Genomic DNA, 24,167 nt, shown 5'->3' with positions numbered 1-24,167 from the left:
CTTGTCCGCGCCTTACCCGAAAACACGCAATAAAAAACGCTGAGAGACCCTATGTCACCTATCAAATTCCTGAAAACACTTCTGTCACGGCCCACTGGTCGTGTCGCCCTTATGGTTACCTCTATTTCGACCTTGTCGGTATCTCCGGCCTTTGCGCAGCTCACTAAGCTGACGTCGGTCATGCAAAACGTTCAGACCGCATTGCTTGGTATTGGCGTCGTGGCCTTTACGATCGCGATCGCCTGGGCTGGCTACAAGATGATCTTTCAGCACGCCAAGTGGTCGGAAATCTCGAACATCGTCATCGGCGGCGTGCTGGTCGGCGGCGCTGCTGAAATTGCGGGCTGGCTGATCAACTGATCATGGACGACTTCCGCGATCCCATTTTCAAAGGCTGTACGCGCCCTCCGATGTTTCTGGGTGTGCCGATGATGCCTTTTCTCATGGTTACGGGGGTCTGTCTGCTGGCGGGCGGCTGGCTGATGTACCTGATCAGCCCTGTCGTCAGTCTATTTATCGGCCTTACCTATGTGACCATCGTCGTCGTCATGCGGCAGGTGACGCGTAAGGACGATCAACGTCTTCACCAGCTTTTGATGCGGGCGCGCATGCGTCATCGCCATGGGGCAGGGCGCCGTCGTTGGGATGCTTTGAGCTTTGCACCCTTAGCCTACAAGAAGCGGAAATCCTGATGCGAGACCGATCGAACCTCAAGGCTGCCGCTGGCGACGAAATCTCCTCCTCGGAATTCGTGCCTATGGGTATGCATATCACGGCTGATGTCGTCAAACTGCGACGGACAGGTGACTATATTGCGACCTGGCGACTGGACGGCATTCCCTTTGAGACCGTCGATCCCGAAGACATTCACGTTCGCAAGGAAGGGCTCAATAACTTTCTGAGGTCACTTGGCGGTGGAAGCTTTGCCATCTGGTCGCACAAGATCCGTCGGACGGTCCGTGAACGGTTGAATGGCCAATATGGCAACGCCTTTTGCGACGATTTGAACGCGCGCTATTACGCCTCTTTCGACACCCACCGCCAGATGCGCACCGAGCTCTATATTACGCTGATCTATCGCCCGGTCCCTACCCGAATGGGTAGGTTTTTCAAATCTGTCGGGAGCCGGACAGTGTCAGACATTCGGGCCGCTGAGAACGAGGCGCTGGCAGCGCTCGACGATGCCGCCAAGTGGACTTGCCCGGAAAAAGTGGAGAGCGAACCGGGTTTTAGGCAGCCAGCTTGAGAGCGGTGCTCTCGAACTGGATGGGACTCATATAGCCTAAGGCGGAATGCCTTCGGCGTGGGTTGTAGAAGCCGTCGATATATTGGGATATCTCGGCTTCTGCCTGCTGGCGGGATCTGTAGGCCGTCCGCCATATCAGCTCGGATTTGATGGTCTTGAACACCGTCTCGACCATCGCATTGTCATAACAGTTGCCCTTGCCCGACATGGACAGGATAAAGCCTCGGCCCGTCAAGAGCTTTTGGTAGGCCTCGGAACAATATTGGCTGCCGCGGTCGGAGTGGTGAATAACGCCACGCGGCGGTCTGCGTATGGCGATGGCGCGTTGCAGGGCATTGAGGGCAAGATCCTTCTTCAACCGGTCGCTGACCGACCAGCCGATAATCCGGCGGGAATAAAGATCGAGCACGATCGCCAGGTAAAGCCAACCCTCCGCCGTCCAGATATAGCTGATATCGACACCCCATTTCTGGTCAGGCGCTGACGCCTCAAAGTCCTGATCCAGAATATTGGGCGCCACAGGCCCGCCATGATGGCTGTCGGTCGTTTTCTTATAACGCCTTGTCTGCAAGGCCTTCAAACCGTTGTCGCGCATCAGACGGGCAACGCGATGGCGCCCGACCTCGACGCCGTCTTCCTGCAATTCGACCGTCATACGCGGGCTGCCATAGGTTTCATGCGACGTGGCGAACTGCGACCGGATATGCGCCAGAAGCACCAGGTCATCCTTCTGACGACGGCTGGGCGCACGGCCCTTCCAGGCGTAAAAGCCGCTCATGCTGACGCCGAACAGGGCGCAACTGCGGCGGACAGGAACGGTGGCCTTCTCCGCATCGATGACCCGAAATATCATTTCGTGGTCTCCCGCGCGAAGAAGGCGGCTGCTTTTTTTAGAAGGTCGCGCTCCTGGCGCAAAATCTCATTCTCTTTGCGAAGCCGCGCCAGCTCCTTGCTGACGTCTGAGTGCGGCCCCGACAAAAGATCGGCCTCCCGATGTTGCGTCAGCCAGCGCGTCAGCGTCGATTTTCCAATACCCAGATCTTCTGCAATTGCGGCAACAGATCGGCCACTCGTCTCAACAAGACGCACAGCCTCAGCACGGAACTCCGGCGTCACACCAGCATGGCGACCACGCCCGCCTAATGTTTTCTTCTCGTCCTTCATGGATCAAACTCCTAGCAAATTTTAGAAGTTCGCTCTCCACTTTTTCCGGGCAAGTCCACTTTGGGGCTGTGTTCTGGCAATGGCGACCAAAGCTTCAACCTTCATGGCCTCAATGGCGGCAACGGCCGGGCCACTGGCAAAGCCTGCGTCGGCCAGCACGGTTGTCGGCAGGCCGATCCCCGTGCGCATGGCTTGGATGGTGTCGACAAAGGTGGGTTGATCCGAAGGCGTGGTGGCAACTTCGGTTGCGAGAATGAGCTGAGTTCCGTCAGCACATACGACGGCTTGGGCATTATAAGCCTGGCGATATTCATGATGTTTGGATTTGCGCATAAGCGCCGAATCCGGATCGGTCAGATTGGTCTGCCATTCGGGTGGTGGGGGCGCATCGTCGTCGGGCGGAACGGGAGGCTTGCCACGCCGCCCCTTCTTGGCATCGTATTGGGCTTTCCTGGTCTCGTAAGCCGCACGCTCGGCCTTGGCCTCTTCCTGAGCCTGGGCTTCAAGCCGGGCGCAGGCGGCATCCAGCTTGGACTTTAACGCCTCACGACGGGCAATCTCGGCAGGCAAGGCTTGCGGATCGGGAGCGTCGCAGGCATCGGCGGCTTCAGCCTGAGCCATCAGTTCGGCGATGTCCGCTTTCAGCTTGTCGCGCAAAACCAGAGCCCGGTCATACCGAACGGAACGAATCTTCGAAGCATTGGCGTCGATCTTGGTACCATCGATCGAAACCGTACCCACCTTCAGAAGACCCGCCTCTTTCGCCAGCAACAAAACCTGCAAAAACGCCCGCTCGAACGCCACTGCGTTCTCGCGGCGAAACGCAGCAATCGTATCGTGATCGGGATGCGTGTTCGCGGCGACAAAGCGCACCCCTATGTCACGGTGCGTTGCGCGCTCAAGCCGACGAGACGAGAAAATACCGTTGGCGTAACCATAGATCAAAAGCGCCAACATCATTCGCGGGTGGTACTGCGCCTTCCCGGACCCACGGTCGTTGATCTTGAAATGTGACAGGTCAACCCGTTCCGATGCCGCGATTACGAAATGCGCCAAATCGTCTTCCGGCAGTCAATCCCGAAGGTCTGGAGGAAGTAAAAAGGCTTGGGTACGATCACTGTTGATGAAGTTTGCCATGACCAAGACACTATACCAGTTCGCCTAAATCCGACAGACTGCTTGTGCGCTGTCAAAAGCAGCGTCAGGTTCATTTCGGGTTGAATCGGCGTGCGTAGCCGTTCCAAAGGTCAGGCGGGAAGCGCTCCCCTCCCGCCTTCTGATTTTTTCCATTCCGACGGTGATCCGTCACCAACGGTTGTTGTGATGATGGTAATTGTGATGATGGTGGTGATCGCGGTCGACCCGCCGCGTCCATGACCATCCGTTCCAGTAGTATCCATTATCATTGTACCATTGCCATGAGTGATGGTGGTGATGGTACCGGTTGTATTCTGGAACCAGCACCCAAGCACCGCCGTCCCAGGAGTAGCCGTTGTCGCGGTACCATTGCCCCGAATGATGGTGATGATGGTGATGGTGATGATCCTGGTCTTGGCGGTCGACCCAATACTGGGTGCGGAGCAGATGCGCGCCTTGCAGTCTCATAGTGTCGTCTGCTGCCAAGCGTAACCTTGCGTCTGGCACCGGTTCAAGTAAATCAGCGTAGCTCGTCGCTGGAGGGATGGGATTGGCCGTGGCAAAGCCTGCAGCGGAGATCCCCACCAGGAATGCCGCCGCCGCCGCACTGCCAAGCCAGATGGTTTTTGCAGTCATGGATGCTGTCCTCTATTGACCCAATAAGCTCGCCTGCGGGACCCCGGAGCCCTCCCGACATACGACGCTCAATTCTAGCAGATCTCATATACGTGTTTGCTGAAGCGCCTGTTCATGCGGGGTTCATCTGGCATCACAATCGGGCAACGATCTATTCGTCGCTGCCGGAATCCTTGGTCTTGCCACGTGCAGCTCTGGCGAGGTTACGATAGGTGCCATCGAAGATCGTGTGAGTGTCGGACGTCCATCGTGTGCCCTCAGCCAGCTTATCGCGGCTGGCGGCCAGACGGCGGCTGCGCATTTCGCGCTGCGCGGCCGTTTCAGTGTCCATTGGTTCCAGAGTCAGGTGCGGGTCGACCGGCAATATTATAAAGGCCATAAAGGGTTCACTCTTCCGAAACACATGGGTGACGCCCGGAGGTGGCGCTCGGAAAATGCAGAAGAAGATCATCGGCCACCATTCGCTTCGAATCAGGGCCGGGACCGCCAGGGGCGTTGAGTAGGTAGGGTCCGTAAAATAGCGCGGGTGTGGTTCCGTGCGAACGGCGAACCCCGGCGGGACGTCCAGGTCGAGCGATAGCTGATAGGAATAGTAATCGTCTCCGAAAGTGCGAAACGGCGGCCAGACCGCCATGGACTCAGGCGGTTCTCCCCAGTCGGCCTCCAGATGCACGCGGTCGTCTTTCGTCGTAACTCGAAGTTCGGTGTCGTATGGATAGACCAACTCCAGACCGTAGCGCGCGCTTTCTGAGAACGGGATGCAATGCCAGGGCTGTTCGTGATTTCCATCGGCGCGCGACACTTTCGTTCCCGCCCAACCCGGCACAGTAATTTTTATCGGTTGCGGTGCAGGCCTGTCGCCGAACTGACGAAATTTCACCAAGGGCATTGCGGTACTCCCAAACGTTGACTTCAAGCCGTCCGTAACGCTCACTTCGTGAACCCTCGATGAACGATTGTTAAGGTATCTGCTGCATCTCCTGACTCTGCCGTCATCACCGCGCTACGCGCCAACGTATCGCTGATCCAAGGAATCGCCGAATAAAATCATTGCGACCATCTATCGCCTCTATCGCCTCTATCGCCGGCGAGGCGGTCGAAGTCGCGATGACTGAACGCTCGGATGAACCAGTATGAACGTGTTGCTCAAATCCCGTTCATATCGCCGCAGCTATACATGTTCCCATGAAACGCGACGATGGACGCCGCGCTGCGAACTTCGGGAAATACACGAATGACCACCTTTCTGACCAAGACCATGAACCTGAAAATCGTCACCCTGTCCGTCGCGGCCCTGGCCGCGGCCAGCTTGGTGGTCCCGAGCCTCGCCTCGGCACAAAGCTGCTACGATCACATGAAGGCCAACCGCACTGACGGCGCTATTCTCGGCGCCCTGGCCGGCGCAGCCGTCGGTAACGGTGTCAGCAGCCACCACAGCAAGGGCGCCGGCACCCTTATCGGCGCCTTCCTTGGGGCGGCGGTCGGCTCCAACGTCGCTCGCGAGGCCACCCAATGCCGCTATACCTCGAACCGTACTGATTACCGCCAGGACTACGGCAATGGCGGCTATGACAATGGCTCCGCCGGTGGCGGTTATGGTGACCGTGGTTATAGCAATCGCGGTTATGCTGACCGAGGCTATGACGCCGCGCCGCCGCGCGAAACGGTCTATCGCGAACGCACATACACCCAGACGTCGGCCTATTATGGCGGCTATTCGCAACGCCGTTATGTTGAGACCACACGCTTTCGCGGGGGCAATGGCTATGGCCGCAGCTATGGCGATCGCCGCCACGATGATGGCGAAGAAGCCAACGCCTGGTAAGGCAGCGGGAATTTCTAATGGAAACCTCTTAATAACTAATCCGGGCTAGGATGAATTCCCGTCGTTGGTTGCGAGGGTGCCAGAATATTCCTAGTGTGAGTAAGAGAACGAATTTGTCAAAATCTTCGCATACATCGGCTGAAGACCCAACTTCGTCAAGTCATACTAGTTTGGTTGCTGTGCCACATCTGGTAATGGCTCCAGTGGTTTCCCCCGAGGCTAAATCTCAACGGCGTGAGACGAGATCGTGGTTTCATTATACCAATTTGAAGGTAGAGGCAGCTATCTTTCTGCTTATCGCCTTGACCTTTGCAGCGGTATTGGGTCAGGGCGCGGTCACTGACAAGACTCTCGACATCACGCCTCTATCCAGTCGATATTATCCGTATGTTTTTAGCGACAAGGATAATGGCGGCAAGTCTACCACAACTGTCGAGGCGGGACACACACTTACCTGGTCCTGTACTCTTCGGGCGGGGTTTGCCTATCCCTATTGCGGATATGGCCTCTATTTTGGCGCAACCCCGGACGCCAAGGGGCTGGATTTTAGACATTTTCAGGACATAACCATTCGCCTCAACTACCACGGCAAGGGCGATCACCTGAAGCTGATGCTGAAAAACAAACTTCCAGCAACACTTCGCGCCAAGGTGACGGGTGATACTGATATGTCGCTGGTAACTGAGTTCAATGTCGTCAACGGCGAAAACGTGATTCATCTGAGGAAGGATCAACTGGCCATTGAGGGTTGGTGGATCGCTAGCAACAAACTGACGCCGGAGGAAGCAAAACCGCTGTTTGATAATGTGGTAGCCGTTGCCGTCAGTTCGGGTGACAACGCGCCTTTAGGCGATTTTGATATCTCGGTTCATAGCATCAAATTCGAAGGTGTCTCCATTTCGACGAAGCAATGGTACCTTGTCATATTGGGTGCCTGGTTAGTATTGACGGGTGCGTTTCTAGTTTATCGCTTTCTGGGCTTGCGGCGCGGTTATGAAGCTCGCCAGCGCCAGCAAACGAAGGAAAGCGAAGCTTTGGCTTCCGCTCGCGCCGCTGCAGAGGCCGCCAGTCTCGCTAAGTCGCAATTCCTTGCGAATATGAGCCATGAGCTAAGGACGCCGCTGAACGCCATTCTCGGTTACGCCCAACTTTTGAAAATTGGTGAGCTCACGTCTGAACAACGACTATCGGCCGCGAATACGATCGAGCATAGCGGCGAACACCTGCTGACAGTTATCAATGATGTTCTCGACTTGGCAAAGGTTGAGGCAGGCAAGATGGAACTGCTTTCCGGTCCGGTCGATATACGGGCATGTGTCCAAACAGTTGCTCAAATGATCCGCCTTCGCGCTGAGGAAAAAGGGCTGCACTTTACTGTCGATGTTTCTGATGATGTTCCACAAGATATTGTCGCCGATCAGAAGCGTATTCGCCAAGTCCTGATCAATCTGCTTGGCAATGCGATTAAGTTTACGGCAGCTGGCGAAGTGCGGCTGGAGGTCTCAGTTGTTCTGATAGAAGACGCTAATGTTCGCCTTCGCTTCGCCATCACCGATAGCGGAATAGGCATTCGAGCCGACCAGATTGATCGCGTCTTCCGCCCATTCGAGCAAGCCGGCAATGCCATTGACCGTAGCGGCGGCACTGGGCTTGGCCTCAGCATTACGCACCAGATCGTGCAAATGATGAGCGGGAATATCCGGGTCGAGAGTACATTCGGTTGCGGTAGCTGTTTTACTGTTGAAGCATCGTTCCCGCTTACGGCGCGCGGTACAGCGACGCAGACGGCGAGGTTGGCGCACCGGGATTACCAAATACTTATAGTGGATCCCGCAGAGACAAATCGATCACTGTATCGGGTAGCCCTCGAAACGCAAGGCTTTCAAATTCGGGAGGCTGGGGATTGTCTCGATGCGCTTGCTCTTACAGAACGTAACCGGCCCGATTTGGTGCTTATCGATATCAACATGCCCGCACGTGACGGCCTCGACTTGATACGTCGTCTCCGGAGCATCGAGGCGACAGCTTTGATTCCGGTGATTGCCATCACCGCCTCAACATCCGCAGACGCTCAAACCGAAGCGATGGCCGCTGGTGCCGACCAAGTGCTACAAAAGCCGGTCATTCTGGACAGCCTCAACATCTGTGTGACTAAGTTGTTATTGGCTCACGAGAATGCCCCGGCTGAACAAAATATTGTCGTGGAACTGTCCGCTCCGTCCGGCGAAATAATGGACCGACTCCTCGCCTTTGCGCGGAGCGGAAATATGCGAGGTATTCGCAAAGAGGTGCCTACCATCATGGCCTCTGGCACTCAGTATCAAGCCTTTGCCGAGCGCCTTGACGCATTGGCAGCCGCTTATCAGACCCCTGCCGTTCTGCGGTTGATTGAGCAGCATGCTCAGGAAAGGGACGCCGCGTAGCGGTGTCGAGTACAGTAATGGAACAAGCGCGTATTCTCGTTGTTGACGATAACCCAACCAACTTAGGGGTACTGGTTGACCACCTTGAACTGCATGGCTATGAAGTCCTTGTTGCCCTTGGTGGCTTAGAGGCCCTGGAGCGCGTGTGTTTCGCGTATCCGGATATCATCTTGCTCGACGTGATGATGCCTGGCTTGGACGGGTTTGAAACCTGTCGTCGATTGAAGGCGCAAACTTATACACGGGATATCCCCGTTATCTTCATGACGGCACTGAATGACGTGGATAGCAAAGTTACAGGCTTCTCAGCTGGCGGCGTCGACTATATCAGTAAGCCGTTTCAGGTCGAAGAACTACTGGCTCGCGTACGGACACACATTACGTTGCGCAGATCGCAATTAGATCTATCTGCACGGAATGCCGAACTGGAAAAAGAAATTGCCGCCCGACATCTCGTTGAGGCCTCACTTAGTGAATCCGAAGTGCGCCATCGCCGCCTCTTTGAAACCGCCGGTGACGGAATTTTGGTGATTGATTGCGAATCGAACACTGTCCACGATCTAAACGCCCAGTGCGGGCGAATGCTCGGCGGGTCTGCAAAGGATATCCGTGGCAGCGGTTTGCACGAAATTCCGGCATTCCAAGCGATGGGTGGTGGCAGAGCCATCGCTGAAGCCTTGCGCAAAGATGGTAAAGTGAAATGGGACGAATGGTTCTGGCAGAAGGCCGATGGCAGCACAGTCTGTGTCGAAGTCCTCGGAACAACCTACCGTGCCAACAATCGTGTATTAGCGCAATGTACTCTTCGCGACATTGGATTGCGGAAGGAAGCTGAGGCTCGTGTCAGTTATCTGGCCATGCATGACGCGTTAACAGGATTACCCAATCGCACGCTCCTAGTGGACAGACTTACCCAAGCGATTGCCCATGCTCGCCGGGACAAAACGCAGGTTGGCATCTTGCTTCTCGACCTTGACCATTTCAAGCATATAAATGATAGCTTGGGACATTTCGTTGGTGACAACTTACTGGAAGAAGTTTCGCAAAGGCTACGCAGTGTGCTTCGTGAAGGTGACACGCCGGCTCGTCTCGGGGGTGATGAGTTTGTCATTGCAGCTTGCGGGCTGAGCGGGGCGGAAGACGCCGAGGCCTTGGCCGGACGCATAATGGAAGCGTTGAAGCCGGTCTTTCAAATTAATGGTCACAACCTTCATGTCGGCACAAGCATTGGCATCAGCCTTTTTCCAGGCGACGGTGATAATCCAGCGGCCCTTCTCCAGGCTGCCGACACTGCGATGTATCACGCAAAAAAGAAGGGGCGCGGAACGTACCGATTGTTCACTCATGATCTCACCATGGCGGCTGAACGCTGGTATGCCCTTTCCAATGATCTACATGGCGCGTGCGAACGTGGTGAGTTTGTGCTGCATTATCAACCACAAATCCAAGTCCAAAATTCAAGCATAAGCGGATTCGAAGCTTTGCTCAGGTGGAACCATCCGACGGAAGGCATGATCGAACCCGGTCTTTTCATTCCCTTGCTTGAAGAGCATGGTCGGATGGTCGAGGTTGGCCGCTGGGTGCTAAGGACAGCATGTGCGCAAAATGCCGCTTGGCAGGCTCTTGGCCTGCCGAAAGTTCGGATGGCTGTCAATCTGTCCGCACAACAGTTCTATAGAGGTGATATTGTACGCAATGTGCGCGAAGCGCTAGACGAGTCTGGCCTTGCACCTGAATGGCTTGAGCTTGAACTCACCGAAAGCCTGACGCTGGATGATACCGACCTAACGCTTCGTGTCATGGACGAATTGAAGGCCATGGGGGTGAGGCTGTCGCTTGATGATTTTGGCACGGGGTGGTCGTCGCTCGCCTATTTGAAACGTTTTCCCCTTGATCGGATAAAAATCGATCGATCTTTCGTGCGCGACATTATCCATGATCAAAGCACTGCCGCTATCGTGCATAGTATCCTCGAGCTGGCACGTCAGTTAGGCCTTGATTGCGTCGCTGAGGGTGTTGAGACTCAAGCACAGCTTGAACACCTTCGTGATGAGCAATGTGCCGAGATTCAGGGTTTTCTCTTCAGCAAAGCGATTGATGCTCTGGCCGTACCGGCTTTGTTAGCTCAAAAGAGTCACATAGTTGATTTTGCGAAGACGCAGGCCACGGGTTTGCGTCAGGTCACATCTGCATCAGGATCTATGACGTGACACGTGTTACATTTTCGGCATTGTTTGTTAGCGCGCATGTCGTTAAATTTATTGCGGTAAACCGGGCCGGATCGGGCCATCGAGCAATGCGCGGGCGACGCTTTAAGCGCAATCGCTAGACGACCTACGCCATTCGGTGTGCACAGCAAAATCAGTCGATGGGGGTATGCGGGGGCGAGAGTGGCCGGTTCTTCGTAAATTGAAGCATGCGCATGTAGTGCCGGGCAGGCAGTTCGATGAGGTGATGAAGAACTATCGCCGCCGGAATAACGCCCGCAACCAGTCCCGCCCAAAGCCAGATGGGCATGGCATCGGGATTTATATTAGTGACCCTTTGGAGGCCCTCGACATAGACTAACTGCCACGGAATGCAGATCATGTAGATGGCAAAACTGACCTCGCCGAGATAAACCAGCCAAGCCTGCGACAAAATCGAGGAACCGGCTCGCGCCGCTAAACCCAGACCGAGGATCAGAGTTGCACAGAATAGAACCGTGATCAGATCAGGCGCGTGAAGCAGGATGTTCGCGACCAGACCGATCATGCCAGCGGCGGCGAGCATCAGAGCCGTTGGCGCGGACCTTATCCGTCCTGATCGCCAAACGAGCCACATGGCGCAGCCGAGTGCAAAGCAGGGCACGATACGCAGCGCACCCCAGAATATCGTCGCTTCCGTAAGCTGAAAGCCTGCCAGCATGGGAAAGACAAGGTAGAGGGCTGCGAGAAGTAAAACGGCGAGGCCGACGGCTACGAAAGGTCTTGCCCACAGCGCGACGGCTGCCGTGGCGAAAGCGGGAAAGGTTATATAGGCAAACCACTCGGCGGAAATCGACCATGAAGGGTGGTTCCAGCCGCCATGTGGCGCCAAACCCCAGGCTTGGGTCAGGGTCAGGTGGGCGGGCAAGGAAGACCAGATGATCAGCTTGTCACCCGCATGCACACCCACCAGCGCCAGACCGCCTATTAGCACGCCAAGGCCCGCAATAATGGTGATGTGCATCGGATAGATACGCGCCAGACGTGCCCAGAGGAAATCGCGATAGCCGAAGCGCTTGGCCCTGAAGTTTTCCAGATAGACATGGCTGAGAATAAATCCCGACAAGACAAAGAAGAGATCGACGCCGAGATAACCCTTGGCGACGAAATCCGGCCGCACAGGCTGGAGGTCTGGCCAAAAATGATAGGCCACTACCCACATCGCCGCGAAAAAACGCAGGCTCGTGAGCGGCCGTAAATCCTGTGGTCGGCTGATGGCGACCTCGTTGTCATTCGTCGTATTTGGCGTCATATCTGGCCCCCGAAGACCTTTTTAAGCGTTGTTAGAGTGCAGACGGCGGTTCCATCATGCCGAAGGCGGCGACCAGCGCGAGAACGGCGAGGCCCGCCAGTGATTCCAGGACAAGGCTCCGCATAAGGGCCGCGATCGCGCTGGTCGTGTCATTGGCTGCGAGCGAGGTTTCAAGATCGGGCGTTAGCCTGAACCGGTTCAGGCCAGCGAGGACCAGCATGGCGGCGAATACGACGAGCTTGACCGTGAGCAGGATGCCGTAGGTCGACTGGAAAATCTGTCCGGCATGGGAGAGCCCAATGAGGAAATAGCTGTTGACCAAGCCCGAAATGATCAGCACCCCGACAAGGGCAGAGCCGGTGCCGGAGAAATTCTTCAAGGCATTGAATAGTGCGGTTTGCTGTTCCAGGTCCTGAGCCTTGGGGAAACAGAGCAAGGCCAGGAATGCGGTCAACGCGCCCAGCCACACACCGGCTGCGATCATGTGCGCAATGTCGGCGATCAGATGGACCAAGCCGCCGGCTCCCTCAGTCGAGGCGCCATGGCCGGTCCAGGCGAAGCTGGCGAGAAGAACTACGCCCAATAGGCATGTTACCTGCCACAGGCGATGTGACGGCTTCATGATTATGACGGTCAGAAACGTGACGAAGCTCAAGGCAATGCGTGCGGCGATGGCATGGCCCCACTGGGTGTCGGTCAGGACGACTGACACAGACGGGACGTCGAGTTTGTCGAACGCGATACCGTTCATCGTGGCGGCCTGGGCAGCCAGTGACAATAAGGCGCCTAAGAACAGGAGCAGACTGCTGCCAACGAGGAGGGGCTTCGGCCAGCGAAGAGCGCTGGCCGACGCGTTACCCTCAGGCGGAAGAAGCGTGAGATAGAACAAGGTAGCCCCGAACAGGCCGGTTGTCCCGGCATATTGCACAAACCTCGCGATACTTACCGCCCACATGTTGGTCGTCCTACTTTACGGTGCCAAATCTACTTTACACTAAAGGTGAATTCGCCGGTCGTGCGGTGACCGTCGTCGGTTGTCACGGCGTGCCACGAGACCTTGTAGGTGCCGGCCATCAGCTTGCCTTTGACGGGCGCGGTGAGCATCATGCCGCTGGAATCGACGACCGGCGCGACATCGACCTTCATGCCGTCGCCCATGCTGACGTCAAAGCCAGACAGCTTGGGCGCCAGCTTTTCATTGAAGTGCAGCATGATCGACGTGGGCGAGGTCACCGTCGAGCTGGCGGCCGGCATGGCACTTTGCAGCTTGGCATGGGCGTCAGCCACGTTGGCGACGAGGGCTGCGGCCATCAGGGTTGCGGTAGCGAGGAACAGGTTAAGTTTTTTCATTTTAGTCTCCTTAGGGTTTGGGATGGTTTGAGGTTTAGAACATCCACCGGATGCCGAAGCTTAGCCGAGTGTCCGATGGCTTTTCGCCGCGCAGACGGGCGTAATCGGCGGTCTTGCCGAACTTTTGCCGATAGGTCAGATCGACATAGGGGGCGAATTCGCGGCGGATTTCATAGCGAGTCTGTACGCCGATGCTGGCATCGGTGAGGCCGATTCCGAGACCTTCAACGGCGTCCTTCCTACTGTTTACATTCATCTCAAACCGTGGCCTCATGATGAGGCGCTGGGTGATCAGCCAGTGATTTTCATAGCGCAGACGACCAGATATTGCGCCGTCGTCTCGCAAGAAGACGTGGGCCTCGGTATCGAAGAAATAGGGAGCCATACCCGTCATACCCGCGGCGAGGAAGGTATGCGCCTTTCCGCCGGGAACGTCGGGTTTTAAATCCGCCCGGACGCCGACCTGCGCATCCCAATAGGTTGCGACATGACGGCCATAGAGCGCCCACAGTTCGCCTTTGTCAGTTTTGCCGTCGGTGATTTCGCCTTCGCTCTTCAGCCATAAACGATTGGTATCGCCACCCGCCCAGCCGTCGAAGTCCCAAGCGCCGGTGGTCAGGCCGTTGTGTTGTGAGAGGTCGGTTTCCAGCGTGAACATGTGATGGAGGCCGGGTTTGTGCATATTGGCCACGGCATCGAGGGCAGCGGGCTGATCGGCATGGGCCGAGGCCGCCACAAGGCCGAGACCGAGTGCGGCAAGGGCTGCGAATTTCAGATTAGTGCGCATGGGAAGCCTCCTTGCTGGTGGTTACAGACCCACTCATATCCATGCCGCCTATGTTCATGCCGCCCATGTTCATGCCGTCCATCTTCATTGGGGCGGGCTTGGGTTCGGGCGCACCCTTCTTTTTGACGGCTGCCACCTTTTTCTTTGGAGGAGGCGCCTTGGCTGCCGGCTTCTTGCTCATGTCCATTCCAGCCATGCCGTTCATGGCGTCAGGCGTAGACGTCGTCGGCTTGGCGTCCGGCGCGGTCATGACCATGGGAGGGCCAGGTGGCGGGCCTTGGTCGTTGGCGCCCATATCCATGCCCGGCATGGCCGAACCCGTGGCTCCGCTTGGTTCGGCTGCTTTTGCGTCTGGCGTTGGCATCTGCATCCCGCTCATGTCATTGGGTTTGGTGAGTGGCGCGGAAGGGCTGGCGGACTGACTCATGTCCATGCCCTTCATATCGCCCGACGTGCCGGACGTGGGTGACTTGCCCATATCCATTCCGGACATGCCGCTCATACCCTTCATGTCCCCTGTGGCAGACGGCATGGACGCGGGAGGTGGGGCGCCCGGCTTTTCGACGACGAGGTCGGTCATCATGCCGGACAGCATGTGGTACATGAGGTGGCAATGGAACGCCCAGGTGCCTTCATTATCAGCCGTCAGGATTACTGATACGGTTTGTCCGGGAGGCACAATAACGGTGTGCTTGTTCGGTAGCTTGTCCATGGGCTGGCCATTTTCCAACTGAACGAACATGCCGTGAAGGTGCATCGGGTGCGCCATCATGCTGTCATTCACCAGGATCAGGCGGACGCGTTCGTTGTAGGCGACATGGATGCCGACATTCGGATCGAACGTCTTGCCGTTGATCGTCCAGACATAGCGTTCCATATTGCCGTCGAGATGAACGGTGATTTCGCGTGTCGGTTCGCGGGTATCTCCCTGCGTGTCGCGATAGATGAGATCATTGTAGCTGAGGATCTTGGTACCTTCGGGCGCATGGGCATCGGCCCAGCCGCTCGGTCCGTCCATGGCCGACATGTCCATTTTCGGGTCTTCCATCATCATCATGCTCATATTCATATCGGACATGGTGAGGATGGAACGCGGACGCTGAGCGGGCATGTCGCCCTTCATACCGTCACGCGGCGCCAGGGTGCCGATGGCAAAACCCGTGCGGTCGATCGGTTCGGCTGCGATCGTGTAGGCCTTGTCGTCCTTTGGTTCGACGATGACATCATAGGTTTCGGCATTGCCGATGCGGAACTCATCGATGCTGACCGGTTCGACCGGTTGACCATCGGCGGCAACCACCGTCATTTTCAGACCGGGAATGCGCACATCATACATGGTCATGGAGGCGGCATTGATGAAGCGAAGGCGCACCTTTTCGCCCGGCTTGAAAAGGCCGGTCCAATTCTGAGTGGGGCTTTCGCCATTGACAATGAAGATATAGCCCTCAACATCAGCGAGGTCATTGGGGCTCATATTCATCCTGCCCCACTGGCCTGCTTTTTTGAGCGCCTTGCCGAGGCCCATCTTGCCGACCTCGGAGAAGAAGTCGCCCAGGGTACGGCGATGATAGGCGTAATAGTCCGAGGACATTTTAAGGTGAGCCTCGATAGAGCGGGCGGGCTCAAGGCTCTCGTCTGACAGAACGACGGTGTAATCGCGGTCTGATTTCACATCCTCGGCCGCGTCCTGCGATCCGGGTGCCGGAGCGATGACGATGGCACCGAACAGGCCATCCTGCTCCTGCCCCATAGAGTGGGCGTGATACCAGTATGTGCCCGATTGCTTGATATGGAAGTGATAGGTGAAGGTCTGGCCGGGCCGTATGCCGTCAAAGCCGTTGAAGCCTGGAACCCCATCCTGAGACGCAGGCACCAGCAGTCCGTGCCAGTGAATCGACGAGTCCTCACTCATGGTATTGGTGACGTGAATGATGGCGTCATCGCCATCGGTGAAGCGCAGAACGGGGCCGGGACTGGTGCCATTGACGGTGATGCGGCTGCGAGGCTTGCCTGCAACCTCAACCATCTGGCGGGCGATGGTGAGGTTATATTCCTGAACATGGTGGACCGGTGCGGCCTGAGTGAGCGATGGCCATAAAGCCAGAGCCAGCAGACCGAACACCAGCGATAATAGGCGGTTCATGATTGTAAATCCTGAGAGAAGACACACTTCGCCACCGATGATGAGGGTGCAAAGAAGCTTGGGAATGCGGCGCCCATAGGCGCACAGCAAGGTCACGATTTCAGGATTAGGCTCGCGGTGGCCGTTTCAGCGTGTCGGCGAGATAGGAGGGCAGAGCTTGCGCGCTCTGCCCATCCAGCGAAGACGTCTCCATCTGGAAGACGGCCGGAAGAAGATAAGTCAGCAATGACGGTGTCGCCGGGCAATGGCTAAGTGGACAGCTACAGCCGTTCGAGCAACAGCCGCCGCCCATATGACCCGCCGCCTTTTTTGACGGGCTGTCCTTCGCGGCTTGCGCTGCCATGGCTTTGGCACATTCAGCGCTCATGCCGGGCATTGAAGCAGCTTGAGCCGCCCCAGGAACATGCGCCTGGCCTAGCGACATGGCTGTGGCATGCAGAGGCGAGGTAATCGTCACGAAGACGAACACCAGTCCCATCAGCAATCTTGTCCAAACCTTAGTCATGAAACGCCAGATAACGCGATCTTTGTTAAAAAATTAAATGAGAACTCGTTATAGGGCGGCGTATACCCCCGGTAGGTATTCAAGTCAATGCGCCTTTCGTTGAGGCATTACGGGCGGCGTCAGAGTTTCACGTTTCGAATTCGCAAGGCATTGACGATGACAGATACGGAACTGAACGACATGGCAGCACTTGCGATAATCGGCGACAGCAATATTCCGAAGAATGGATATAAAACCCCCGCAGCGACCGGCACACCAAGCGCGTTATAAAAGAAGGCAAAGAACAGATTCTGGCGGATGTTGTTCATCACGGCCCGACTCAAAATCCGGGCATGAACCACGCCTAACAGGTCGCCCTTGATCAGGGTAATGCCAGCACTTTCCATGGCAATATCTGTGCCGTTACCCATGGCAATGCCAACTGTAGCCGATGCCAGGGCAGGCGCATCGTTGACGCCGTCGCCCGCCATGGCGACTTTACGGCCTTCTTTGATCAGGTTTTGCACGACTTCTGCCTTACCCTCGGGCGGCACGTCCGCCTTGACCTCATCAAGACCGAGTTGCTTAGCGACCGCCTGAGCGGTTGCCGCATTGTCGCCGGTCAGCATGACCAGACGCAGGCCCTGTGCCTTGAGCGCCTTGAGCGCTTCTGGTGTCGTCGCCTTGATCGGGTCGGCGACAACGATGATGCCAGCAGCTTTTTTCTCGATGGCGACATAGATGACGGTCTGTCCGGCGTCACGATAGGCTTTAGACAGGTTACTAAGCGCAGCTTCATCCGCGCCGAGATCCTTCAGGAGGGCGGCATTACCCAGAGCCGTCACCGCGCCATCTATCTTGCCGGTGACACCCTTTCCGGTAATCGAGGCAAAGTCTTCTGCTTTGAACAGGCTTATTTTCTTGTCCTTGGCGCCGTTGATGATAGCTATCGCCAACGGGTGTTCGCTGGAGCCTTCCAGCGAGGCGCTAAGCGCCAGCAGCCGGTCTGCGTCAAACCCTGCAAGCGCCTTGATCTCGATCAGGCGCGGCTTGCCTTCGGTGAGCGTGCCGGTCTTGTCGAAAACGAGCGTGTCGACCGTCTGGAAGGCTTCAAGGGCGGCGGCATCACGGATCAGAATGCCTGCGCGCGCCGCACGACCCGTGCCCGCCATGATCGACATGGGTGTAGCCAGCCCAAGCGCGCAGGGACAGGCAATGATCAGGACGGCGATGGCATTAAGCAGGGCATAGGCGAATTTCGGCTCAGGGCCAAAAACAAACCAGATGATGGCTGTCAGCACCGCAATGCCGACTACGATGGGTACAAAATAACCCGAAACCGTGTCAGCAACGCGTTGGATCGGTGCGCGTGAGCGCTGAGCCTTGCTAACCATATGGACGATCTGGGCCAGAAGAGTATCGCCGCCCACTCGCGTGACCTTCATAACGAAACTGCCGGCCTGATTGAGCGTGGCGCCTGTGACCTTGGCCCCGACAGCCTTGGCCACTGGCATAGCTTCGCCAGTCACCATGGATTCATCGATATGGCTTTGCCCTTCAATGATCTCGCCATCGACCGGCACTTTTTCGCCAGGTCGCACGCGCAAATGATCTTCGACCTGCACGTCTTCGAGCGGCACGGTTTCATCGCTGCCATCTGACTTTATACGTGTCGCCGTTGTTGGGGCCAATCGTAGCAGGGCCTTGATAGCATCTCCCGTTTGCGAGCGGGCTTTCAATTCCAAAACCTGGCCTAGAAGAACCAGCGCCGTGACGACGGCGGCCGCTTCAAAATAGACGGGCGGAAATCCCATGTCCGATGCGGGCAGGAGGTCGGGTAGCAGAGCGGCAACCATGCTGTACGCCCACGACACACCCGTGCCCAAGGCGATCAGGGTGAACATGTTGAGGTTTCGGGTGATGATCGAGATCCAGCCGCGGGCAAAGAAGGGCGCGCCCGCCCATAAAACTACAGGTGTCGCCAGAACCATCTGGATATAGACGGAACTCTGATGTGGGATGAGACGCGATAGCATAGGCAGATGTTCGCCCATGGCCAGGATGAATACCGGCAGGCTCAAGGCCGCAGCCACCCAGAATCTGAGGGTCATATCTTTGAGTTCGGGATTGCCGTGATCTTCCAGGGCTACGGTCTCAGGCTCCAAGGCCATGCCGCAGATCGGACAGGCGCCAGGCTTGTCTTCATGGATCTGTGGATGCATCGGACAGGTATAACTGACCTTACCGCCGGTGTTAGGGGCGTGTTTTGGGTTGGCTACCCCATGATTGTGCTCACCGTGGCAACAGTCGGGCGTCGCCTGATCTGTCGAGTCAGCCGCTTCAGGTACAAGGTTCATGCCACATTTTGGGCACTGCCCTGGTCCTGACTGATGAACGTCCGGATGCATGGGGCACGTATAGCGCTTTTCAGCCGTTGTCGTTCCGACGTCCTGCGGCAAAGGCGCGGTCTCCGTTTTGCCAGAATGGCAGCACAAGGCGTTTGCATTAAGTTCGTCGGCCATGTTGGCCTCCTATTCGTACTTCTTGAGAAGAACCATGATTTCGGCGAGTTGCTTATCGCGCGTGGTGTCGTCGCCGCAGGCACAAGACTTGACGAGGCAGGATTTCATGTGGGTTTCGAGCACGCTAAGTTCGATGGTCTTGATGGCGCTGCGCACGGCCCGGAGTTGGGTCAGGATATCGACGCAATACTGGCCTTCGCCGATCATGCGCTTGATTCCTTCGATCTGGCCGCCCGCCCGGTTCAGGCGCGGCAGTTGTTCGGTGTGGGATGGATGTTCGGACATTGCGACCTCAATATATACCCTGATCGGGTATATACCTGTGAGGGGTATATTGCGATGTCAAGCCATCAATATTCAATGTGCAATGTCGGGCAGGCAATTTGTGAGATCGTGCCCCAGGGCGTGGTGTAATTGAGCGCTTGGCATCAATGACTTCCGGACAGGTCCGGGTTTCGCTCAGTTTGCCACGGCTGGCATGCTGAGAAGTGGATCATCGCTGAGTTGTGCGATGGTTTCAAGGGTAATGTAGCGCCCGCGCTGAACCGCCCATTCATCGTTCTGTTCGAGCAGGATGGCGCCGACCAGTCTGGTGATGGCATCGTCGTTTGGGAAGATGCCCACGACATCGCAGCGACGCTTGATTTCGCCATTGAGCCGTTCAATGGGGTTGGTTGAGTGCAGCTTGATGCGGTGTTCCTTCGGGAAGGTCATATAGGCCAGGACATCGTGCTCAGCCTCGTCCATGATCGTGGCCAGCTTTGGCATTTTGGGCCTGAGCTGGTCGGCGACGTTTCGCCATTGGGTACTCGCCGTTTCCGCCGTCTCCTGGGCGAAGGCCGTGCCGATGAAGGCAGAGACGACGCGTCGCCCGCTCTTGCCGGCATGGGCGCAGACATTGCGCATGAAGTGAACACGGCAGCGCTGCCAGGTGGCGTTGAGAACCTTGGAGACGGCACCCTTGATCCCGATGTGGGCATCAGAGACCACAAGTTTGACACCACGCAGGCCCCGGCGTGTCAGGTTGCGCAGGAACTCTGCCCAGATCGGTTCGGCTTCCGAGGTGCCGACCTCCATGCCCAGCACTTCACGCCTGCCGTCGCTGTTGACGCCAACGCAGATGATGACGGCGACCGAGACGATACGGCCGCCCCGGCGCACCTTCAGATACGTAGCGTCAATCCAGATGTATGGCCATTCCCCTTCAATGGGGCGGTTCAGGAAAGCCTTCACACGGTCATCGATCTCTTCGCACAGCCGACTGACCTGACTCTTGGAGATGCCGCTCATCCCCATCGCCTTGACCAGATCATCGACAGAGCGCGTCGAGATACCCTGAACGTAAGCCTCCTGGATCACAGCCGTCAGTGCCTTCTCGGCCACGCGCCTGGGCTCCAGGAAACCCGGGAAGTAACTGCCTTTACGAAGCTTCGGGATCCGAAGCTCGACCGTGCCTGCGCGTGTTTCCCAGTCTCGGTCACGATAGCCGTTGCGCTGGACCAGCCGGTCGCCGGTTTTCTCATGGTAGCCGGCACCGGTCATGCCGCTCACTTCCAATGCCATCAAGCGTTCAGCCGTGAAGCTGATCATGTCGCGCAACAAATCGCTGTCTGAGGTCTTTTCAACAAGCCCTTTCAGGGCCATCATATCGTCGGTCATCGGTGTTCTTTCGTTCTGGAATGAGTGTCGCAACCCAAACCTATCCGAAAATCACTGATGACCAACCCGCTACGCTAAGGCTCGCTTTGCCCTTTTGAATGGGCAGCGAGCCATGCGCTACGCTCTTACCCAGTTACACCACTCGCTGGGACACGACCATTTGTGAGGCCTGCCGCTGAAGACAAACCTGGGTTTGATGGCGATCACTGCAAAGATTACGGCGCCTATATTATGGGAGCTGAGCCAGACCGGTTTACAAGGAGAGTCATTTTCTGGAGGCTACCCGCGATGGCGCGCCAAGTGAGGCGCCCACAGAAGAGCCTACTTCGCGGGATGATGGATATCGTGATCTGCGCTATCGGATGCCGCCGAGGACGATGACGATTGATCGGGCATCGTGCCTCCTTGGTTGCCCATCATCCCCATTTGGCCGTCCTTCATGCACGGCATTGAGCCCATCATGGCTTGCATCTTTTGCATGTCCTGCATTTGCGCGGCCATATCGGCGTGCATAGCGGCCATCTTCTTCCGTTTGGCGGGACTGGTTTCCGTCTTGGCCATGCTTTGCATCTGTGCGTCCATGGCCTGCATCTTCTCGGCCATATCTCCCATATGCTTTTGCATGTCGCCCATATGGGCCTTCATGTCGGTTATACCGCCAGATGCCATAGGCATCGCTGGCGACTTCATGGGTGCCGTCATCGGTGCCGTCATGGGCATTACTTTCGCCGGGCTTGTCGGTGCCATGTTTTGGGCATTGGCCACCCCGGCCGACAGGACGAGGGTCGAAGCCAGCAGAAGGGATTGGAACTTGATATTCATGAGATATCTCCAGTTGTCGTGATTGATTGGAACGGTCACCAACTTTTGCGCCGGTTGCCAAAGAGGTAGAGCAGTTGCAGGAAGAGGTTGATGAAGTCGAGATACAGGGTAAGCGCGCCCAGAATAACGATCTTGCCAAGCCCATCGTTCTTATCGGTGAGTGTCGCGTACAGCAGTTTGAGTTTTTGGGTATCGTAGGCTGTCAGGCCGATAAAGACGAGGACGCCAATGATGGAGATCCCGAACTGCAAGGAATTGCTTTTTAGAAAAAGGTTGACGACCGAGGCGATGATCACGCCGATCAATCCCATCATCAGTACCGAGCCGAGGCCGGTGAGATCGCGCTTGGTCGAATAGCCGTAGAGACTCATGGCCCCGAACGTGCCGGCCGTAATGAAGAGGGCGCTGGCTATGCTTTCGCCGGTGTAGGTGAGGAATATGGTAGAGAGCGACAACCCCATCAACGCTGCATAAACCCAGTAGCTCAGTTGTGCAGTGAACAGGCTCATGCGCTGCAGCCCGAAACTGAGGAACATCACAAGCCCCAGCGGTGCGAACATGACAATCCAGGCCAAGGGCTTCATGCCCACGATGGCGGTACCTTGGTAGCTGTACATCGCGTGTAAAGCCGTCGCGGACTGGGCAGAGAACAGCGCAATTGCGCCCGTAGTTGCGAGGCCGCCTGTCATGTACATGTAAATTCTGAGCATGTAAGCGCGCAGGCCCACATCGTATATTGCCGATTGCGAGCCGGTGGAAGCCTGTATATTTGTTTGAAGCAAGGAGCTCTCCTATTGACTTCCACTATGGCGAAATTCGGGGGATATTGTTGACGATAGAAGCGGCGCCAGCATTTACGTTGATCAACAGACCCTTAAACTAAACCGCGGTTTCCAAATTGTAATTGACCGTAATCAAGCAACCTCAATGACGCTCGTTTCCACGGCGAATTCCGAATTCTAACTGTCCGAGAAGTCAGTCAGCGTATAGACGTGACGGCATTGCGCCCTAAACCAGCGATCGGGCGTGCGAGCGTCTAACCGCAGCATCTACCTTTGGACGGATGGCTCTCATTGCCAATCAGCCTATCCACACCATCGCCCGCGGCTCTCACGGCCGCCTTAATCTGGTCGGCAGTGCTTCGGTGTTCGTCGTATTGTACCGTAGCCTCGCCGGCCGCGAGCGAGACGTTGACGTCGCCTACTCCTGGAAGAGCTTTCAAAGCATACGTAACATTGCTCACGCAACCGCCGTATGTCATTCCACTTACCTTTAAGAGTTCGGTTTGCATTGCCATGCCTCTTTCTGACGAACTTTATGAAGAATTCGGCGGCGATACGTATCCATTCGGCCGGGGCCACATACCGTTTGATTTCCGAATATGTGAAGCTGTGCGCTTAATACCAACCTCGGCGATCCACAATACAGATGGCAAGTCGATCGGATATGCCAAGGCGTTCATTGACCTCACGAAGGGCAAGTACGCCACCGTCAGATGACAGCTGACCACCATCGAATTTTATAACCACGGGCTTGCCATTTACAGATGACAAGCCGGGTAAAGGTAGCATAGGATCATGCATGGCGGAGGTCTCTTTCCCTGAATCGCGTGGATGGGTGTGAACAACCAATTCCTACATGATTTCAGACAATTAAGCTACTTCCGCCGACCCCTCATGTATAATTCGGGTTAGCAAGCCCTATTTTCGAATCCTCTCGGAGTCGGATTATAGATTAGAATGAATTGATTACATCTCGCAGAAGACCCATAACGCTTTGTGCAACCTGTCCTGCATCTGGATTTTCAACCGCTTGGGGTGTAATGGCAAAAGCCGGACGGAAGCCGCTATAACGGGCGGTGCTTGAGGGCTTCGTCGAACTGACTCTATTGGGTTGGCATATGACGGCGCGCGAGCCTGTATTCATGCCAGATGATCACTACAATGAGGATATCGAAAATTGTAAGCAGGATCAGGCCCAGACCATGGGTGTAGGAGTATCGGTAGAGCTGATATGCAATCAGAAGCATAAGAATGATCAAAGAGGCAGGATATGACCAAAGCTTGCCTTTAAACAGGCCAACGACCAGAGCCAGATTTACAATACCATGTGCGAAAAGGTAGATAGCATAAAAAGTTTTCGTATTTATGGAAAAATTGTGCGCAATGGCGAGCAGATGCGTGGCGACGAAGTCTTTTGGATCTTCGACCAATTCCTCTTGAGTAATGTTGTTCACAAAAAGCGCGATGGCTTTCGTGCTGACGACGGCCAGCACAATACCACCGGCGCACTCAACCAACGCATGAATGCCTTTCAAAATAAGACTGATATTAAATATTTGACGTATTCGAATTTCGTTCATTTCGCGAGCGATACCTTCAACAGCGAAACCGTACTGTGACTCACTTGATTCAGATAATCATAAAAATGCTCAACCTAAGGACAGGCAGACATCGGTCCATAGTTGAGCT

General features: G+C 56.1%; 22 protein-coding genes and 2 pseudogenes. 6 read left to right on the top strand and 18 right to left on the bottom strand.

Annotated features, from left to right (window positions below):
- Positions 1–51 precede the first annotated feature (51 nt).
- The 3 genes from QB905_RS05510 to QB905_RS05500 are packed head-to-tail and all read left to right on the top strand — an operon-like array spanning position 52 to position 1,246.
- Entirely contained in the window at positions 52–360 is a 309-nt protein-coding gene (locus QB905_RS05510; protein ID WP_282973535.1) for a TrbC/VirB2 family protein, read from the top strand.
- A 2-nt stretch (positions 361–362) separates the two neighbouring features.
- On the top strand, positions 363–692 hold the full coding sequence (locus tag QB905_RS05505; RefSeq protein ID WP_282973534.1) for a VirB3 family type IV secretion system protein: 330 nt from the start codon (positions 363–365) through the stop codon (positions 690–692).
- Positions 692–1,246 carry a hypothetical protein gene (locus QB905_RS05500; RefSeq protein WP_282973533.1) on the top strand — a complete coding sequence of 185 codons (555 nt, stop codon included), beginning with the start codon at positions 692–694 and terminating at the stop codon, positions 1,244–1,246. The genes QB905_RS05505 and QB905_RS05500 overlap by 1 nt, the downstream gene beginning before the upstream one ends.
- Here QB905_RS05500 and QB905_RS05495 read toward each other — a convergent pair.
- The 4 genes and pseudogenes from QB905_RS05495 to QB905_RS05480 form a co-directional block, all read right to left on the bottom strand.
- Positions 1,230–2,410 (bottom strand): IS3 family transposase gene (locus QB905_RS05495; RefSeq protein WP_282973104.1). Its coding sequence is split into 2 segments (ribosomal slippage): positions 1,230–2,116 and positions 2,116–2,410, totalling 1,182 coding nucleotides; the frame shifts between segments, so codons are not numbered across the junction. The two genes, QB905_RS05500 and QB905_RS05495, sit on opposite strands and share 17 nt — an antisense overlap.
- Before the next feature lie 72 nt (positions 2,411–2,482).
- A pseudogene (locus QB905_RS05490) lies at positions 2,483–3,547 on the bottom strand (transposase); the annotation flags it as partial.
- Between the two features lie 168 nt (positions 3,548–3,715).
- Positions 3,716–4,183, bottom strand: coding sequence for a hypothetical protein (locus tag QB905_RS05485; RefSeq protein ID WP_282973532.1), 468 nt, complete (start codon positions 4,181–4,183; stop codon positions 3,716–3,718).
- Positions 4,184–4,334: 151 nt separating this feature from the next.
- Positions 4,335–5,072 carry a hypothetical protein gene (locus QB905_RS05480; RefSeq protein ID WP_282973531.1) on the bottom strand — a complete coding sequence of 246 codons (738 nt, stop codon included), beginning with the start codon at positions 5,070–5,072 and terminating at the stop codon, positions 4,335–4,337.
- A 345-nt stretch (positions 5,073–5,417) separates the two neighbouring features.
- Here QB905_RS05480 and QB905_RS05475 point away from each other — a divergent pair, with 345 nt between their 5' ends.
- The 3 genes from QB905_RS05475 (at position 5,418) to QB905_RS05465 (ending at position 10,641) form a co-directional block, all read left to right on the top strand.
- Positions 5,418–6,008 (top strand): glycine zipper domain-containing protein, encoded by a 591-nt coding sequence (locus tag QB905_RS05475; protein WP_282973530.1) that lies wholly within the window; start codon positions 5,418–5,420, stop codon positions 6,006–6,008.
- 194 nt (positions 6,009–6,202) lie between these two features.
- Positions 6,203–8,431, top strand: a complete 2,229-nt coding sequence (locus QB905_RS05470) for an ATP-binding protein (protein ID WP_282973529.1) — start codon at positions 6,203–6,205, stop codon at positions 8,429–8,431.
- A gap of 17 nt (positions 8,432–8,448) precedes the next feature.
- Positions 8,449–10,641: a two-component system response regulator gene (locus QB905_RS05465; protein ID WP_282973528.1), complete on the top strand. Its 2,193-nt coding sequence runs from the start codon at positions 8,449–8,451 to the stop codon at positions 10,639–10,641.
- A 151-nt stretch (positions 10,642–10,792) separates the two neighbouring features.
- Here the strand turns inward: QB905_RS05465 and QB905_RS05460 are convergent, their stop codons facing one another.
- The 14 genes and pseudogenes from QB905_RS05460 to QB905_RS05400 all read right to left on the bottom strand — a co-directional run bounded on the left by QB905_RS05460 (position 10,793) and on the right by QB905_RS05400 (position 24,058).
- Positions 10,793–11,929 (bottom strand): acyltransferase family protein, encoded by a 1,137-nt coding sequence (locus tag QB905_RS05460; protein WP_282973527.1) that lies wholly within the window; start codon positions 11,927–11,929, stop codon positions 10,793–10,795.
- Between the two features lie 31 nt (positions 11,930–11,960).
- A complete protein-coding gene (gene copD, locus QB905_RS05455; RefSeq protein WP_282973526.1) occupies positions 11,961–12,884 on the bottom strand; it encodes a copper homeostasis membrane protein CopD in 924 nt (307 codons plus the stop codon).
- A gap of 29 nt (positions 12,885–12,913) precedes the next feature.
- Positions 12,914–13,279 (bottom strand): copper homeostasis periplasmic binding protein CopC, encoded by a 366-nt coding sequence (gene copC, locus QB905_RS05450; protein ID WP_282973525.1) that lies wholly within the window; start codon positions 13,277–13,279, stop codon positions 12,914–12,916.
- A 34-nt stretch (positions 13,280–13,313) separates the two neighbouring features.
- Positions 13,314–14,066: a copper resistance protein B gene (locus QB905_RS05445; protein WP_282973524.1), complete on the bottom strand. Its 753-nt coding sequence runs from the start codon at positions 14,064–14,066 to the stop codon at positions 13,314–13,316.
- Complete coding sequence (locus QB905_RS05440; protein WP_282973523.1) at positions 14,056–16,209, bottom strand: multicopper oxidase domain-containing protein; 2,154 nt, start codon at positions 16,207–16,209, stop codon at positions 14,056–14,058. The genes QB905_RS05445 and QB905_RS05440 overlap by 11 nt, the downstream gene beginning before the upstream one ends.
- Before the next feature lie 106 nt (positions 16,210–16,315).
- Positions 16,316–16,687 (bottom strand): hypothetical protein, encoded by a 372-nt coding sequence (locus tag QB905_RS05435; RefSeq protein WP_282973522.1) that lies wholly within the window; start codon positions 16,685–16,687, stop codon positions 16,316–16,318.
- Positions 16,688–16,833: 146 nt separating this feature from the next.
- Positions 16,834–19,215, bottom strand: coding sequence for a copper-transporting P-type ATPase (locus QB905_RS05430; RefSeq protein ID WP_282973521.1), 2,382 nt, complete (start codon positions 19,213–19,215; stop codon positions 16,834–16,836).
- 9 nt (positions 19,216–19,224) lie between these two features.
- The gene (locus tag QB905_RS05425) at positions 19,225–19,500 is read right to left on the bottom strand and encodes a metal-sensitive transcriptional regulator (RefSeq protein ID WP_282973520.1); all 276 of its coding nucleotides are present in this window, start codon (positions 19,498–19,500) and stop codon (positions 19,225–19,227) included.
- A 174-nt stretch (positions 19,501–19,674) separates the two neighbouring features.
- Positions 19,675–20,874 (bottom strand): IS256 family transposase, encoded by a 1,200-nt coding sequence (locus tag QB905_RS05420; protein WP_282973519.1) that lies wholly within the window; start codon positions 20,872–20,874, stop codon positions 19,675–19,677.
- Positions 20,875–21,195: 321 nt separating this feature from the next.
- Positions 21,196–21,696 (bottom strand): hypothetical protein, encoded by a 501-nt coding sequence (locus QB905_RS05415; RefSeq protein WP_282973518.1) that lies wholly within the window; start codon positions 21,694–21,696, stop codon positions 21,196–21,198.
- Between the two features lie 35 nt (positions 21,697–21,731).
- On the bottom strand, positions 21,732–22,478 hold the full coding sequence (locus QB905_RS05410) for a Bax inhibitor-1/YccA family protein (RefSeq protein WP_349252559.1): 747 nt from the start codon (positions 22,476–22,478) through the stop codon (positions 21,732–21,734).
- A 254-nt stretch (positions 22,479–22,732) separates the two neighbouring features.
- The gene (locus QB905_RS15290) at positions 22,733–22,987 is read right to left on the bottom strand and encodes a heavy-metal-associated domain-containing protein (RefSeq protein ID WP_461781768.1); all 255 of its coding nucleotides are present in this window, start codon (positions 22,985–22,987) and stop codon (positions 22,733–22,735) included.
- 118 nt (positions 22,988–23,105) lie between these two features.
- Positions 23,106–23,279 (bottom strand): annotated as a pseudogene (locus QB905_RS05405) (transposase); the annotation flags it as partial.
- A 302-nt stretch (positions 23,280–23,581) separates the two neighbouring features.
- Positions 23,582–24,058 carry a DUF2127 domain-containing protein gene (locus QB905_RS05400; protein WP_282973517.1) on the bottom strand — a complete coding sequence of 159 codons (477 nt, stop codon included), beginning with the start codon at positions 24,056–24,058 and terminating at the stop codon, positions 23,582–23,584.
- Positions 24,059–24,167 lie beyond the last annotated feature (109 nt).

The sequence above is a fragment of the Asticcacaulis sp. EMRT-3 genome, assembly GCF_030027245.1.
Lineage (GTDB): Bacteria > Pseudomonadota > Alphaproteobacteria > Caulobacterales > Caulobacteraceae > Asticcacaulis.
This window is presented reverse-complemented; position numbering and strand designations above follow the sequence as displayed.

What these genes read in the sequence shown, in the direction of transcription:
- QB905_RS05510 (WP_282973535.1), top strand. Translation starts at nt 52, where the DNA reads ATGTCACCTATCAAATTCCTGAAAACACTTCTGTCACGGCCCACTGGT.
- QB905_RS05505 (WP_282973534.1), top strand. Translation starts at nt 363, where the DNA reads ATGGACGACTTCCGCGATCCCATTTTCAAAGGCTGTACGCGCCCTCCG.
- QB905_RS05500 (WP_282973533.1), top strand. Translation starts at nt 692, where the DNA reads ATGCGAGACCGATCGAACCTCAAGGCTGCCGCTGGCGACGAAATCTCC.
- QB905_RS05485 (WP_282973532.1), bottom strand. Translation starts at nt 4,183, where the DNA reads ATGACTGCAAAAACCATCTGGCTTGGCAGTGCGGCGGCGGCGGCATTC.
- QB905_RS05480 (WP_282973531.1), bottom strand. Translation starts at nt 5,072, where the DNA reads ATGCCCTTGGTGAAATTTCGTCAGTTCGGCGACAGGCCTGCACCGCAA.
- QB905_RS05475 (WP_282973530.1), top strand. Translation starts at nt 5,418, where the DNA reads ATGACCACCTTTCTGACCAAGACCATGAACCTGAAAATCGTCACCCTG.
- QB905_RS05470 (WP_282973529.1), top strand. Translation starts at nt 6,203, where the DNA reads ATGGCTCCAGTGGTTTCCCCCGAGGCTAAATCTCAACGGCGTGAGACG.
- QB905_RS05465 (WP_282973528.1), top strand. Translation starts at nt 8,449, where the DNA reads ATGGAACAAGCGCGTATTCTCGTTGTTGACGATAACCCAACCAACTTA.
- QB905_RS05460 (WP_282973527.1), bottom strand. Translation starts at nt 11,929, where the DNA reads ATGACGCCAAATACGACGAATGACAACGAGGTCGCCATCAGCCGACCA.
- copD (WP_282973526.1), bottom strand. Translation starts at nt 12,884, where the DNA reads ATGTGGGCGGTAAGTATCGCGAGGTTTGTGCAATATGCCGGGACAACC.
- copC (WP_282973525.1), bottom strand. Translation starts at nt 13,279, where the DNA reads ATGAAAAAACTTAACCTGTTCCTCGCTACCGCAACCCTGATGGCCGCA.
- QB905_RS05445 (WP_282973524.1), bottom strand. Translation starts at nt 14,066, where the DNA reads ATGCGCACTAATCTGAAATTCGCAGCCCTTGCCGCACTCGGTCTCGGC.
- QB905_RS05440 (WP_282973523.1), bottom strand. Translation starts at nt 16,209, where the DNA reads ATGAACCGCCTATTATCGCTGGTGTTCGGTCTGCTGGCTCTGGCTTTA.
- QB905_RS05435 (WP_282973522.1), bottom strand. Translation starts at nt 16,687, where the DNA reads ATGGGACTGGTGTTCGTCTTCGTGACGATTACCTCGCCTCTGCATGCC.
- QB905_RS05430 (WP_282973521.1), bottom strand. Translation starts at nt 19,215, where the DNA reads ATGGCCGACGAACTTAATGCAAACGCCTTGTGCTGCCATTCTGGCAAA.
- QB905_RS05425 (WP_282973520.1), bottom strand. Translation starts at nt 19,500, where the DNA reads ATGTCCGAACATCCATCCCACACCGAACAACTGCCGCGCCTGAACCGG.
- QB905_RS05420 (WP_282973519.1), bottom strand. Translation starts at nt 20,874, where the DNA reads ATGACCGACGATATGATGGCCCTGAAAGGGCTTGTTGAAAAGACCTCA.
- QB905_RS05415 (WP_282973518.1), bottom strand. Translation starts at nt 21,696, where the DNA reads ATGAATATCAAGTTCCAATCCCTTCTGCTGGCTTCGACCCTCGTCCTG.
- QB905_RS15290 (WP_461781768.1), bottom strand. Translation starts at nt 22,987, where the DNA reads ATGCAAACCGAACTCTTAAAGGTAAGTGGAATGACATACGGCGGTTGC.
- QB905_RS05400 (WP_282973517.1), bottom strand. Translation starts at nt 24,058, where the DNA reads ATGAACGAAATTCGAATACGTCAAATATTTAATATCAGTCTTATTTTG.